This window comes from Streptomyces sp. NPDC031426 (genome assembly GCF_055581585.1).
The window spans coordinates 43,694-56,908 of the sequence record NZ_JBVIJE010000026.1; the positions used below are offsets into that span (position 1 = coordinate 43,694).

Genomic DNA, 13,215 nt, shown 5'->3' on the forward strand with positions numbered 1-13,215 from the left:
CCCAGGCCGAGGAGTGAACGAGGGTTTACTTCGAATGTACTGATGGCACTCCGTGCCGTCATCGGCCTGTCAGTGTGATCGCTGGCACGTTGCGTAACCACGGCAGTGGCGGTGCACTGAATCCATGCTGACGCGAATCGACCACATCGGGATCGCCTGCCACGACCTCGACGCGACCGTCGAGTTCTACCAGGCCACCTACGGCTTCGAGGTGTTCCACACCGAGGTCAACGAAGAGCAGGGCGTGCGCGAGGCCATGCTCAAGATCAACGAGACCTCGGACGGCGGCGCCTCCTACCTCCAGCTGCTGGAACCGACCCGCGAGGACTCCGCGGTCGGCAAGTGGCTGGCGAAGAACGGGGAGGGCGTCCACCACATCGCCTTCGGCACGGCGGACGTGGACGGGGACGCCGCGGACATCCGCGAGAAGGGCGTGCGGGTCCTGTACGACGAGCCGCGGCGCGGCTCCATGGGGTCGCGGATCACCTTCCTGCACCCCAAGGATTGCCATGGCGTGCTCACAGAACTGGTCACTTCGGCCCCTGTTGAGTCCCCTGAGCACTGACCCCCGTACATATGGGCCGGTAGGGTTGGGGGCGGTCGTCCCCGAACGCGGGGGACGGCCGTTCCGGGGTCCGGGTTTCGGGGGACGAGCGTCGGGGCAGCAGCCCGTGCTCCGCCGTTGATCTGACACCATTCCCCGGGGGCCCCGTTCGGCGGATGGACGGAGCTCGCAGGAGAAACTGACCAGGGGACGGATGGGACCGCGCAGTGCGGGGCTACGAGAGCCAGGAGCGAGAGCCGGCGGCTGACGTCGACCACCTCTCTCGGTTCGAGGCCGAGATGAAGCGGCTGAAGACCGAGCGGGAAAAGGCGATCCAGCACGCCGAGGACCTCGGCTACCAGGTCGAGGTGCTGCGCGCCAAGCTGCACGAGGCGCGCCGCACCCTGATGACCCGGCCCGCCTTCGACGGCGGTGACATCGGCTATCAGGCCGAGCAGTTGCTCCGCAATGCCCAGATGCAGGCCGACCAGCTGCGCCAGGACGCGGAGCGGATGGCCGCCGAGGCGCGCGCGCAGACCCAGCGGATCCTGCAGGAGCACGCCGAGCAGGCCGCCCGGCTGCAGGCGGAACTGCACCAGGAGGCGGTGACCCGGCGCCAGCAGCTCGACCAGGAGCTGGCCGAGCGCCGCGCCACCGTCGAGTCGCACGTCAACGAGAACGTGGCGTGGGCCGAGCAGCTGCGCGCCCGCACCGAACAGCAGGCCCGCCGGCTGCTGGAGGAGTCCCGCGCCGAGGCCGAGCAGGCCATTGCCGCCGCCCGCGCGGAGGCCGAGCGGCTGACCCGGGAGGCCCGCGAGCGGCTGCAGAACGACGCCGAGGCGGCCCGCGCGGAGGCCGAGCAGCTGCTGCGCCGCGCCCGCACGGACGCCGAGCGGCTGCTGAACGCGGCGTCCACGCAGGCCCAGGAGGCCACCGACCACGCCGAGCGGCTGCGCACCGACGCGGCCGGCGAGTCGGACACCGCCCGCCGGCAGGCCACCGAGCTGAGCCGGGCCGCCGAGGAGCGGATGGCGGCGGCCGAGGAGGCGCTGCGCAAGGCGCAGGCCGAGGCCGAGAAGCTGCAGACGGAGGCCGAGCAGGCCGCCGCCAAGACCCTCGCGAGCGCCGAGGCGGCGGGCGAGGCCCGCACGCGGACGGCGAAGGAGCAGGTCGCCCGGCTGGTCGAGGAGGCCACCAAGGAGGCCGAGCAGACCAGGTCCGAGGCCGAGCAGCTGGTCGCGGACGCCCGTGCCGAGGCCGAGAAGATCGTCGCCGAGGCCGCCGAGAAGGCCCGCACGGTCACCGCCGAGGAGAGCGCGACCCAGCTGTCCAAGGCCGCCAAGACCGCCGAGGACGTGCTCAACAAGGCGTCCGAGGAGGCCAAGCGGACCACCAGGGCCGCCGCCGAGGAGGCCGAGCGGATCCGCACCGAGGCCGAGGCCGAGGCGGACCGGCTGCGCGCCGAGGCGCACGACATCGCCGAGCAGCTCAAGGGCGCGGCGAAGGACGACACCAAGGAGTACCGCGCCAAGACGGTCGAGCTGCAGGAGGAGGCCCGCCGGCTGCGCGGCGAGGCCGAGCAGCTGCGCGCCGACGCGGTCGCCGAGGGAGAGTCGATCCGCGCGGAGGCCCGCCGGGAGGCGGTCGCGCAGATCGAGGAGGCGGCCAGGTCCGCCGAGGAACTGCTGGCCAAGGCCAAGGCGGACGCCGACGAGCTGCGGCAGACCGCGACCACCGACAGCGAGAAGGTCCGCACCGAGGCCATCGAGCGGGCCACCAGCCTGCGCCGGCAGGCCGAGGAGACCCTGGACCGGGCCCGCAAGGAGGCCGAGCGGCTGCGCGCCGAGGCCGACGAGCAGGCCGAGTCGGTCAAGGAGGGCGCCGAGACCGCCGCGCGCGAGCTGCGCGAGGAGACCGAGCGTGCCGTCGAGGCCCGCCGCGCGGAGGCCGCCGGAGAGCTGACCCGGCTGCAGACCGAGACACGGGACCGGCTGGAGTCGGCCGAGCAGGCGCTCACCGAGGCCCGCGAGGAGGCCGCCCGGATCCGCCGCGAGGCCACCGAGGAGAGCGAGCGCCTGCGCGCGGAGTCGGCGGAACGGATCCGCGCGCTCCAGCAGCAGGCCGAGGCCGAGGCCGACCGGCTGCGCGACGAGGCCGCGTCCGACGCGTCCGCCTCGCGTGCCGAGGGCGAGGCCGTCGCCGTACGGCTGCGCTCGGAGGCCGCCGCCGAGGCCGAGCGGCTGAAGGCGGAGGCCCAGGACACCGCCGACCGGGTGCGCGCGGAGGCGCAGGCCGCCGCCGAGCGGCTCGGCACCGAGGCGTCCGAGACGCTGGCCGCCGCCCAGGAGGAGGCCGTCCGGCGCCGCCGCGAGGCCGAGGAGACCCTCGGTTCCGCGCGGGCCGAGGCCGACCAGGAGCGCCAGCGGGCCCGCGAGCAGAGCGAGGAGCTGCTGGCCGTAGCGCGGGGGCGCGTGGACGAGGCGCAGGCCGAGGCGACCCGGCTGGTCGAGGAGGCCGACCGACGCGCCACCGAGATGGTGTCCGCCGCCGAGCAGCACGCCCAGCAGGTGCGGGACTCCGTCGCCGGGCTGCACGAGCAGGCGCAGGAGGAGATCACCGGGCTGCGTTCGGCCGCCGAGCACGCGGCGGACCGTACCCGGCGGGAGGCCGAGGAGGAGGCGGACCGGGTCCGCGCCGACGCCTACGCCGAGCGGGAGCGGGCGAGCGAGGACGCGAGCCGTGTCCGCCGCGAGGCGAACGAGGAGTCTCAGGCCGCCAAGGCGCTGGCCGAGCGCGCGGTCGCGGAGGCGATGGCGGAGGCCGAGCGGCTGCGCTCGGACGCCGGCGAGTACGCCCAGCGGGTGCGCACCGAGGCCTCGGACGCGCTCGCCGAGGCCGACCAGGCCGCCGCCCGCACCCGGGCGGACGCCCGCGAGGACGCCAACCGCATCCGCTCGGACGCGGCGACCCAGGCGGACACCCTCATCACCGAGGCCCGCAAAGAGGCCGAGCGCCTCCAGAACGAGACGGTCGCCGAGGCCGAGCGGGTGCGTACGGAGGCCCTCGCCGAGGCGGACCGGGTGCGCGCGGAGGCTCTGGCGGCCGCCGAGCAGCTCATCGGGGACGCCACCGGCGAGGCCGAACGGCTGCGCGCGGAGGCCGCCGAGACGGTCGGCTCGGCACAGGCCCACGCCGAGCGGGTGCGGGCGGAGTCCGAGCAGCTCAGGGCGGACGCGGAGGAGGCGGCCGAACGGCTCCTGAACTCCGCCCGCGAGGAGGCCGAGCGGACCCTGGACGAGGCCCGCAAGGAAGCCAACAAGCGGCGTTCGGAGGCGGCCGAGCAGGTCGACACGCTCATCACCGAGACCACGTCCGAGGTCGACAAGCTGCTCAGCGAGGCGCAGGAGCAGGCGCTGAAGACCACCGCGGACGCCGAGTCGCAGGCCGACACGATGGTCGGCGCGGCGCGCAGCGAGGCCGACCGGATCGTCGCCGAGGCGACGGTCGAGGGCAACTCCCGGGTGGAGAAGGCCCGCACGGACGCCGACGAGCTGCTGGTCGGCGCCCGCCGGGACGCGACCGCGATCCGGGAGCGCGCGGAGGAGCTGCGCGACCGCATCACCACCGAGATCGAGGAGCTGCACGAGCGGGCCCGGCGCGAGGCCGCCGAGACCATGAAGTCCACCGGCGACCGCTGCGACGCGCTCATCAAGGCCGCCGAGGAGCAGCTGGCCAAGGCGGAGGCGAAGGCCAAGGAGCTGGTGTCGGACGCCAACTCCGAGGCGGGCAAGGTGCGCATCGCCGCCGTCAAGAAGGCGGAGGGGCTGCTCAAGGAGGCCGAGCAGAAGAAGGCCAGCCTCGTCAAGGAGGCCGAGGAGCTCAAGGCCGAGGCGATCCGCGAGGCCCGGCGCACGGTCGAGGAGGGCAAGCGCGAGCTGGAGATCCTGGTGCGCCGGCGCGAGGACATCAACGCCGAGATCTCCCGGGTCCAGGACGTCCTGGAGGCGCTGGAGTCCTTCGAGGCCCCGTCGGCCGGCAAGGAGGGCTCGGTCAAGGCCGGCGCGACGGTCGGCGCCCCCCGATCGGGTGGCAAGTCGTCAGACGGCTAGTGTGAGCGGTGCGTTCCGGTAACGTCTGGGGGCTTTGCCCGAGTCATTGGCAAGTCGTCCGGCGGCCAGCCACCCAAAAGAGGTGCCATTCTCCAGATCAAAACCGTATCCGCTCGATGACACACCGCTTCGGCCCCTAGGATTCCCCTTATCACCTCACCGGTCTCATTGACAGGAACCCCATGAGCGACACTTCCCCCTACGGCTTCGAGCTTGTGCGGCGTGGGTACGACCGCGCTCAGGTGGACGAACGTATCTCCAAGCTCGTCTCCGACCGTGACAGCGCCCTCGCCCGCATCACCGCCCTGGAGAAGCGCATCGAGGAGCTCCACCTCGAGACGCAGAACGCGCAGGCCCAGGTCACCGACGCCGAACCGTCGTACGCGGGTCTCGGTGCCCGGGTCGAGAAGATCCTGCGCCTGGCCGAGGAAGAGGCCAAGGAGCTGCGTGAGGAGGCCCGGCGGGCGGCCGAACAGCACCGCGACCTCGCCGAGTCCGCGGCCCAGCAGGTCCGCAACGACGCCGAGTCCTACGCCACCGAGCGCAAGGCCAAGGCCGAGGACGAGGGCGTCCGGATCGTCGAGAAGGCGAAGGGCGAGGCCGCCCAGCTGCGTTCCGAGGCCCAGAAGGACGCGCAGTCCAAGCGCGAGGAGGCGGACGCCCTCTTCGAGGAGACCCGCGCCAAGGCCGCGCAGGCCGCCGCCGACTTCGAGACGAACCTCGCCAAGCGCCGCGAGCAGTCCGAGCGCGACCTGGCCTCGCGCCAGCAGAAGGCCGAGAAGCGGCTGGCGGAGATCGAGCACCGCGCCGAGCAGCTGCGCCTGGAGGCCGAGAAGCTGCGCACCGACGCCGAGCGCCGCGCCCGCCAGACGGTGGAGACCGCCCAGCGCCAGGCCGAGGACATCGTGGCCGACGCCAACGCCAAGGCCGACCGCATCCGCTCGGAATCCGAGCGCGAGCTGGCCGCGCTGACCAACCGACGCGACTCGATCAACGCCCAGCTGACGAACGTCCGCGAGATGCTGGCGACGCTGACGGGCGCGGCGGTCGCTGCCGCGGGCACGCCCGGGGACGACGAGCCCATCTCCCGTGGGGTGCCGGCCCAGCAGACCCGGTAACCCTTCCGCGCACGGTCGCCGAAGGACACGAGGCCCCCTCCCGCTCCGGTGGCAGGGGGCTTTGTCCCGTCTTAGCGTGGCCGCATGATCGAGCTGGCGGGGCTGACCAAGCGGTACGGCGAGAAGGTGGCGGTCGACCATCTCACCTTCGCGGTGCGGCCCGGCATCGTCACCGGCTTCCTCGGGCCCAACGGCGCCGGGAAGTCCACGACCATGCGGATGATCCTCGGGCTCGATCACCCCACCGCCGGTGACGTCCGGATCGACGGCAAGCACTACGACCAGCTCAAGGACCCGCTGACGTACATCGGCGCGCTGCTGGACGCCAAGGCCGTGCACGGCGGGCGCAGTGCCTACAACCATCTGCTGTGTCTGGCGCAGAGCAACGGGATCCCGAGGTCGCGGGTGGCGGAGGTGCTGGACACCGTCGGGCTCACCGCCGTGGCGCGGAAGAAGGCCAAGGGGTTCTCGTACGGCATGGGACAGCGGCTGGGGATCGCGGCGGCCCTGCTCGGGGATCCGCGGATCCTGATGTTCGACGAGCCGGTCAACGGGCTGGACCCGGAGGGCATCCACTGGATCCGGCATGTGATGAAGTCGCTGGCCGCGCAGGGGCGGACGGTGTTCGTGTCCAGCCATCTGATGAGCGAGATGGCGCTGACCGCCGACCATCTCGTCGTCATCGGGCAGGGGCGGCTGCTGGCGGACACGACCATGACCGACTTCATCCGGCAGTACGCGCGCAGTTACGTCCGGATCCGCTCTCCGCAGCGCGAGCGGCTGCTCGATGTGCTGCACGAGGACGGGATCACCGTCGTGGAGGCGGGCGGGGGCGCGCTGGAGGTGGCGGGCGGCAAGGCCGAGCGGATCGGTGAGCTGGCGGCGCGGTACGGGATCGTGCTGCACGAGCTGAGCCCCCGGCAGGCCTCGCTGGAGGAGGCGTTCATGCAGCTGACGGCACAGTCGGTGGAGTACCACGCGCACGCCGGGCCCGGGGACGCCCCGCGGGAGTGGGGCGCCGAGTGGAAGGGGGCCTGACGTCCATGGCAGCCGTGCAGGTCATCCGGTCCGAGTGGACCAAGATCCGGTCGGTGGCATCCACGGTGTGGACGCTGTCGCTGGCCGTGGTGGTCACGATCGCCATCGGAACGCTCATCTCCGCGCTGTCGCGGAGCCAGTTCGACTCGATGCCGGTGCAGGACCGGCTGTCGTTCGATCCGACCTACGTCAGCTTCGCGGGCATGACCCTGGGCCAGCTCGCCATGATCGTGTTCGGTGTGCTGGTCGTCTCCAACGAGTACAGCACCGGCATGATCCGGGTCTCGCTGGCCGCCGTACCGCAGCGCGCCACCTTCCTGTTCGGCAAGATCGCGGTCGCGGGCGCGCTCGCGCTCGTGGTCGGCATGGCCACGAGCTTCGCCGCGTTCTTCCTCGGCCAGGCGATGCTCGGTCCGCACGGGGCGCGGCTCGGCGACCCGGGCGTGCTGCGCGCGGTCGTCGGCGGCGGCCTCTACATGACGCTGATCGCGGTGTTCTCCATGGGCGTGGCCGCGATGCTGCGCTCGCCGATGCTGTCGCTGGGCATCCTGATGCCGTTCTTCTTCCTGATCTCCACCATCCTCGGCAACGTCGACGCGACGAAGAAGGTCGGCCGGTTCCTGCCGGACCAGGCGGGCAGCCGGATCATGCAGGTGGTCCCGAGGGCCGACGACACGCCGTACGGGCCCTGGGGCGGGCTCGGGATCATGGTGCTGTGGGTGATCGCCGCGCTCGCCGGCGGGTATGTCCTCCTCAAGCGCAGGGACGCCCAGTAGCGGTTTTCGCCACGCACCGTAGTGTTCTGGCTTTGCCGTCCCTTGGGCGGAACCGTCAGCGCCTCGATATCCTCCTAACCCTTACGGGGGCGGCTCCCCGCTGTCCTGAACCTTTCGATGGGTGCGGAGCATGATCGAGGCTGTCGGCCTGACCAAGCGCTACGGCGACAAGACCGCCGTGTACAACCTTTCCTTCCAGGTGCGGCCAGGTGCCGTCACCGGCTTCCTCGGGCCGAACGGCTCGGGCAAGTCGACGACGATGCGGATGATCCTCGGGCTGGACAACCCGACGTCCGGGTCGGTGACGATCGGCGGCTACCCGTACCGCAAGCTGCCCAACGCCCCCCGCCAGGTCGGCGCGCTGCTCGACGCCAAGGCCGTGCACGGCGGCCGGACCGCCCGCAACCATCTGCTGAGCCTCGCCCAGCTGTCGGGCATCCCGGCCCGCCGCGTGGACGAGGTGCTCGGTGTCGTCGGCCTGCAGGACGTGGCGCGCAAGCGCTCCAAGGGCTTCTCGCTGGGCATGGGCCAGCGGCTCGGCATCGCCGCCGCGCTGCTGGGCGATCCGCAGGTGCTGCTGTTCGACGAGCCGGTCAACGGCCTCGACCCCGAGGGCATCCTCTGGGTCCGCAACCTCATGAAGGCCCTGGCCGCCGAGGGCCGTACGGTGTTCGTCTCCTCCCACCTGATGAGCGAGATGGCGCTCACCGCCGACCACCTCATCGTCATCGGGCGCGGCCAGCTGCTCGCCGACATGAGCGTGAAGGACTTCATCTCGGCCAACTCCGCCGACTTCGCCCGGGTGCGCACCCCGGACACCGAGCCGCAGCTGCGCGAGAAGCTGAGCACCACGCTCACCGAGGCGGGCGGCCATGTACTGCCGGAGCAGGACGGTGCGCTGCGGGTGACCGGGCTGCCGCTGCCCCGGATCAGCGACCTCGCGCACGAGGCGGGCGTCCGGCTGTGGGAGCTGTCGCCGCACCAGGCCTCGCTGGAGGAGGCGTACATGCGGATGACGCAGGGCGCGGTCGACTACCGCTCGACCATCGACCAGAAGGCGGGCCTGCAGCAGCCGCTGCCGCCGGGCGCCCAGCCGCCCATGCCGGTGCCCGGCCAGGGCCAGCCCGGCTGGTACGCCCCGCCGCCGCCCCAGCAGGGCGGGCAGCCCTTCGCGATGCCCCAGGGGTCGGCGGGACCGTACGGCGGCCCGCAGGCTGCCGGTTACGGCGCTCCCGGCGCCCCCAACCCGTACGCCCAGCAGTCCCAGGCCGCGGGCGCGCCGACGACTCCCGCCGCCCCGCAGGCCCAGCCGCCCGCTTCGGCCCAGCCGGCCGCTTCGGCCCAGCCGCCCGCTTCGGCCCAGCCGGCCGCTTCGGCCCAGCCGCCCGCTTCGGCCCAGCCGCCCGCTTCGGCCCAGCCGCCCGCTTCGGCCCAGCCCGCCGGCGCGGGAGCGCCCGCGCCGCAGCAGGCGCCCGCCACCGCTCCCCCGGCCCCGGCCACTGCCCCCGCCGACCTGACCAAGCCCGAGGACGCCCGATGAGCACCCACCAGCCCCCCATGCCGCAGGCCCCCGCAGCCGCGCCCCACTGGCAGGCGGCGCCCGGCGGGTCGTACCCCGGTTACACCTCGCCGATCCCGGTCGTGCGCACCCACCTCGGGCACGCGCTGTCCTCGGAGTGGACCAAGATCAAGTCGGTGCGTTCGACGATGTGGACGCTCGGCGTCTTCGTGGTGCTCGTCCTCGCCATCGGCCTGCTGACCGCCTCGGTGGTGAAGTCCAACTCCAGCCCGGAGACCCTGTCGGACCAGAACCCGCTCCAGTTCGGCTTCTTCGGCCTGCTGCTGGGCAGCATGTGCATCATCACGCTCGGCGTGCTGACCACGGCCTCGGAGTACGGCACCGGCATGATCCGTACGACGATGGTCGCGTGCCCGAGCCGGGGCCGGGTGCTCGCCGCCAAGGCGGTCGTGTTCTTCGCCGTCGCCTTCGTCGTCACCCTGGCCGTGTCCGGCCTCATGGCCATGATCCACGCGTCCATGCTGAACGGCGTCGGCGGCGCCCGCACCCCCTCCACCGGCGACTGGCTGAAGGCGACCCTCGGCATCAGCCTCTACATCGCGCTGCTCGGGCTGTTCTCGCTGCTCATCGGCTCGATCATCCGGCACTCCGCGGGCGCCATCACCATCATGATCGGCGCGGTCCTGGCCCCGCTGGTGATCGCGCTGTTCATGGCCTCGCAGTCGCTGTCCAAGGTGCGGCAGTGGCTGCTGGAGTACTCCATCCCGAGCCAGATGAGCTGCTTCTACGACAACTCCCTGAGCAGCTCCGGCCCCACGGGCTGGGACCCGCTGTGGATCATGCTGGGCCTGTCGGCAGCCGCGTTCGCCGGCGCCATCGCGCTGCTGGAGAAGCGGGACGTGTGAGCCTCGCTTGATCGGGTGAGGGCCTCCCCGGCGCTGTGGATCGCCAGATCCCCACGGCACCGACGGGAGGCCCTCGTGTTTGACGAGCGATTTCAGGCCGGCGCGCCTCTACCCACTTGGAATGCCCTGTACCGCCGCACAACCGAATACATAAGGTGGCGCCGCGCATGACGGGTACCTGACCAGACCCGTCTCTCCCGCGCACATCAGTCTGCGACCGGGGGAACTCCGTCGCTCACGGGGAGGGGTCGCTTCGCCATGCCGTCGTACCGGCCGTCTCCAGGCGTCGAACCGTCGGGGGCGCTATTGCGTGTGGGCTCGAAATGGGTGGGCCCGGCAAGTGGCTGCCAGAAACGGAGACCATGAACCAGGCCGATCGCGCCTATGAGCAACTGGTCACGAACGGGGAGTGGCGCAAAAGCGGATATGCGAAGTTCGACGGTTATCAGGACGGAACCCTCATCGACGCCAAGAACCAGGCTCTGAAACCGCAAGCGAAGGACCAGGTACGAGCGGCAGGCGATGTGCCGATCATCTGCAGAAAGAGACCCACTGTGAGCTACAGCCCGTCGATCTACAAATTCGCCGAAGGCAGTGACGTGCCTGTGCCCTTGGACCTGGACCTCGTTCGGTCCGTGCTCGATCCGTACGACGTCGGCGACCCGACCCTGACGGTAATGGAGGACGGAGGGCTGCAGTTCTGGGTCCGAGCCTCCGACGGCAGTGGGGCCGAGATCTTCGTCGACGAGACCGGCATCCTGGTGGAGCGTCCGCATTCCGGTACCGGGGTGTTCGGTGTCATCACCGAACTCACCTCACGGCTGCAGGCGGTCATCCTCGAACCGCGTACGGGTGCTGTCCTCTGCGACGCCGAAACGTACGCACATCTTCCGGCGCCCATGAAAGACGAAGCGGTTGTCATCGAGATGACTGGTGAAGCCGTCGCGGCTGCGCTGGTCGGCCCGAGGAACTCCTGACCGGACCAGAGATTCGAGGGAAGGGCATTTCTCCGGTCGACTCAGCAGTCCGCCGAACAGTAGGGAACCTGCCGGGTGCGGCGAGCGTCATCGAAATGCTCATCGCACCGTCCCAAGGAAAGGAGAAACGCTATGTCCGAGTACGGCTTCACCCGCGCGTCAGATGAAGTTCTGGCGGTCCGTGACGAACTGGCCGACCACGTGGTCCAGGCGCTCCGGCGTGCGGGATTGCCCGCCTTCCGTGACGGGGAGACCGGAACGGCGACCCGATCGGGCGCGGTGGTCTGCGTCGATCCCGATGCCGAGACGGCTTCGGCCCCCGTGTCAGTGGGCTGGAGATGCGATCCCGGCATGACCCAGGCCGCTGTCGACAGCCTCACCTCCGGCAATCCCGACGCGCCGATTGTCCGGTACTCCGGGATGATCGGTCTCCATATGCAAAGCGCCCTGATCAAGATCCTTCTGTCGGAAGGGATCATCGCAACACTGGAGAACGACTCCATGAATCCGGATCACGTCCTGGTGTGGGGGACGGTGTCCGACCTGCCGTCCGCGCTGCGGCCCACCTTCGTTCCACCGGCACGTTAGCCGCGAGGAGACCGGCTAGAACCTCGGCGCGTTACGGGACCGCGGCACCCTTGTGGTGCGGCGGTCCTTCGCGTTCCAGCAGGCCTTGTGCCAGTGGCGGCGGTCGTCCACGCCCGCGTGCTCCGGCCAGGCCACCACATGCGGGACGCCGGAGGGGATCATCTGGTCGCAGCCCGGGCAGCGGTAGGTCTTGCCCTCCGCGCTCGCCCCGGCGACATGGCGCACGCTCCAGTCCTCGCCCTGCCAGCTCTCGGTCGACTGCCAGCCGCCGTACCGGCCGGCGCGGTAGTCCTCGGCGCTCCGGCCCGACGATCCGGCTGCCTTCGGTCGATTGCGACGCGGGGACACGGGACACCTCTCGGGGCTGTACAGGAAGCACGGGCTGCATCCAGCCTACGCGCCGCCGTGTGGGGTACGCGTACGGAACCAACCCACCCAAGTCACCCTCCAGGGCGGCCCATTCTGCAGACAATCCGCAAATCTCTCCGTCAGGCCGTGTCCTGCGCACGTGTCAGACGGTTATGCCCTGTGGGGGAGCTCCGGGTCGGAGCCAAGGAAGCAGGAAAAGAGATGTACGTAGGAAGTTTTGTGCTGGGCGCCCAGTTCCCGGGCCAGGGCCCCGGGGAGGCCCTGCACCGGGTGGTCCGCTCCGCGGAGGTCGCCGAGGAGGCCGGTCTTGACGCCGTGTGGCTGGCCGAGCACCACTTCGTGCCGTACGGCACATGCCCGTCCGCCGTCACCCTGGCCGCCCTGCTGCTCGGCCGCACCCGCCGCATCCGGGTCGGCACTGCGGTCAGCGTACTGCCCACCGCCCACCCGGTCGCACTCGGCGAACAGACCGCGCTGCTGCACCTGACGAGCGGCGGCCGGTTCACGCTCGGCGTGGGCCGGGGCGGGCCCTGGGTGGACCTGGAGGTCTTCGGCGCCGGCCTGGAGGCGTACGAACACGGATTCCCCGAGTCACTCGATCTGCTGCTGCGCTGGCTGCGCGAGCCACGGGTGTCGGCGTCCGGCGAAAGGTTCAGCTTCCGCGAGGTGCCGGTCGTACCCCGTCCGTCGGAGGCGCTGACCGAGACTCCGGGCCCGGAGGTCGTCGTCGCGTGCACCTCCCCGGCGAGCGTACGGCTGGCCGCCGAGCGCGGGCTGCCGATGCTGCTCGGCATGCACGTCGGGGACGAGGAAAAGGCCGAGATGGTGGCCCTCTGGGAGCGCTGCGCCCGCGCGGCGAGCCGGCCGGTCGAGGAGATCGCGGGCGCCGCGCACGTCTCGGCCGGGGTGTGCCAGCTCGCCGACCGGCGCACGGACGCGGCGGAGACGCTCATGAAGGCCATGCCGGGCTGGCTGAAACAGGGCCTGGAGGCGCATGTGACGGTGGACGGCCGGGCGCGCGCGATGCGCGACCCGTACGCCTACACCGAACTGCTCTGCGGGCTGCACCCGGTCGGCACTGCACGGCTGGCCGCCGACCGGCTCGCGGCCACCTCGGAGCGCACCGGCATCTCCCGCTTCGCCCTCCTCGTGGAGGGCTCGGGCGATCTCGCCGCGACGGAGGAGAACCTGCGGCGGCTGGGCGCCGAGGTGCTGCCCCAGCTGCGCTGAGCCGTCCGACAACTCCCGGGCCGCCTCGGGGGCTTGCCGCCC

General features: G+C 71.6%; 11 protein-coding genes. 10 read left to right on the top strand and 1 reads right to left on the bottom strand.

Annotated elements, in window-relative coordinates; genetic code table 11:
• The first annotated feature begins 124 nt into the window (after positions 1–124).
• The 9 genes from mce to ACZ5NH_RS35720 all read left to right on the top strand — a co-directional run bounded on the left by mce (position 125) and on the right by ACZ5NH_RS35720 (position 11,574).
• A complete protein-coding gene (gene mce, locus ACZ5NH_RS35680) occupies positions 125–565 on the top strand; it encodes a methylmalonyl-CoA epimerase (protein ID WP_388620931.1) in 441 nt (146 codons plus the stop codon).
• Between the two features lie 206 nt (positions 566–771).
• Complete coding sequence (scy, locus tag ACZ5NH_RS35685; protein WP_468781271.1) at positions 772–4,653, top strand: polarized growth protein Scy; 3,882 nt, start codon at positions 772–774, stop codon at positions 4,651–4,653.
• A gap of 182 nt (positions 4,654–4,835) precedes the next feature.
• A complete protein-coding gene (locus tag ACZ5NH_RS35690; protein WP_468781273.1) occupies positions 4,836–5,771 on the top strand; it encodes a cellulose-binding protein in 936 nt (311 codons plus the stop codon).
• Positions 5,772–5,855: 84 nt separating this feature from the next.
• Positions 5,856–6,809: an ATP-binding cassette domain-containing protein gene (locus tag ACZ5NH_RS35695; RefSeq protein WP_468781275.1), complete on the top strand. Its 954-nt coding sequence runs from the start codon at positions 5,856–5,858 to the stop codon at positions 6,807–6,809.
• Between the two features lie 5 nt (positions 6,810–6,814).
• The gene (locus ACZ5NH_RS35700; protein WP_388620926.1) at positions 6,815–7,585 is read left to right on the top strand and encodes an ABC transporter permease; all 771 of its coding nucleotides are present in this window, start codon (positions 6,815–6,817) and stop codon (positions 7,583–7,585) included.
• A gap of 130 nt (positions 7,586–7,715) precedes the next feature.
• Positions 7,716–9,125, top strand: a complete 1,410-nt coding sequence (locus ACZ5NH_RS35705; protein ID WP_468781277.1) for an ABC transporter ATP-binding protein — start codon at positions 7,716–7,718, stop codon at positions 9,123–9,125.
• Positions 9,122–10,009: an ABC transporter permease gene (locus ACZ5NH_RS35710; protein WP_388620923.1), complete on the top strand. Its 888-nt coding sequence runs from the start codon at positions 9,122–9,124 to the stop codon at positions 10,007–10,009. The genes ACZ5NH_RS35705 and ACZ5NH_RS35710 overlap by 4 nt, the downstream gene beginning before the upstream one ends.
• Before the next feature lie 362 nt (positions 10,010–10,371).
• The gene (locus ACZ5NH_RS35715; protein WP_468781279.1) at positions 10,372–10,986 is read left to right on the top strand and encodes a hypothetical protein; all 615 of its coding nucleotides are present in this window, start codon (positions 10,372–10,374) and stop codon (positions 10,984–10,986) included.
• Positions 10,987–11,118: 132 nt separating this feature from the next.
• Positions 11,119–11,574, top strand: a complete 456-nt coding sequence (locus ACZ5NH_RS35720) for a hypothetical protein (RefSeq protein WP_468781281.1) — start codon at positions 11,119–11,121, stop codon at positions 11,572–11,574.
• 15 nt (positions 11,575–11,589) lie between these two features.
• Here the strand turns inward: ACZ5NH_RS35720 and ACZ5NH_RS35725 are convergent, their stop codons facing one another.
• Positions 11,590–11,922, bottom strand: coding sequence for an ATP/GTP-binding protein (locus tag ACZ5NH_RS35725; RefSeq protein ID WP_468781283.1), 333 nt, complete (start codon positions 11,920–11,922; stop codon positions 11,590–11,592).
• A gap of 222 nt (positions 11,923–12,144) precedes the next feature.
• Here ACZ5NH_RS35725 and ACZ5NH_RS35730 point away from each other — a divergent pair, with 222 nt between their 5' ends.
• Entirely contained in the window at positions 12,145–13,173 is a 1,029-nt protein-coding gene (locus ACZ5NH_RS35730; protein ID WP_468781285.1) for an LLM class flavin-dependent oxidoreductase, read from the top strand.
• The last annotated feature ends 42 nt before the right edge of the window (positions 13,174–13,215 follow it).

Bases quoted from the DNA above. Each gene is read 5' to 3' on its own strand.
- mce (WP_388620931.1), top strand. From the start codon at position 125: ATGCTGACGCGAATCGACCACATCGGGATCGCCTGCCACGACCTCGAC.
- ACZ5NH_RS35690 (WP_468781273.1), top strand. From the start codon at position 4,836: ATGAGCGACACTTCCCCCTACGGCTTCGAGCTTGTGCGGCGTGGGTAC.
- ACZ5NH_RS35695 (WP_468781275.1), top strand. From the start codon at position 5,856: ATGATCGAGCTGGCGGGGCTGACCAAGCGGTACGGCGAGAAGGTGGCG.
- ACZ5NH_RS35700 (WP_388620926.1), top strand. From the start codon at position 6,815: ATGGCAGCCGTGCAGGTCATCCGGTCCGAGTGGACCAAGATCCGGTCG.
- ACZ5NH_RS35705 (WP_468781277.1), top strand. From the start codon at position 7,716: ATGATCGAGGCTGTCGGCCTGACCAAGCGCTACGGCGACAAGACCGCC.
- ACZ5NH_RS35710 (WP_388620923.1), top strand. From the start codon at position 9,122: ATGAGCACCCACCAGCCCCCCATGCCGCAGGCCCCCGCAGCCGCGCCC.
- ACZ5NH_RS35715 (WP_468781279.1), top strand. From the start codon at position 10,372: ATGAACCAGGCCGATCGCGCCTATGAGCAACTGGTCACGAACGGGGAG.
- ACZ5NH_RS35720 (WP_468781281.1), top strand. From the start codon at position 11,119: ATGTCCGAGTACGGCTTCACCCGCGCGTCAGATGAAGTTCTGGCGGTC.
- ACZ5NH_RS35730 (WP_468781285.1), top strand. From the start codon at position 12,145: ATGTACGTAGGAAGTTTTGTGCTGGGCGCCCAGTTCCCGGGCCAGGGC.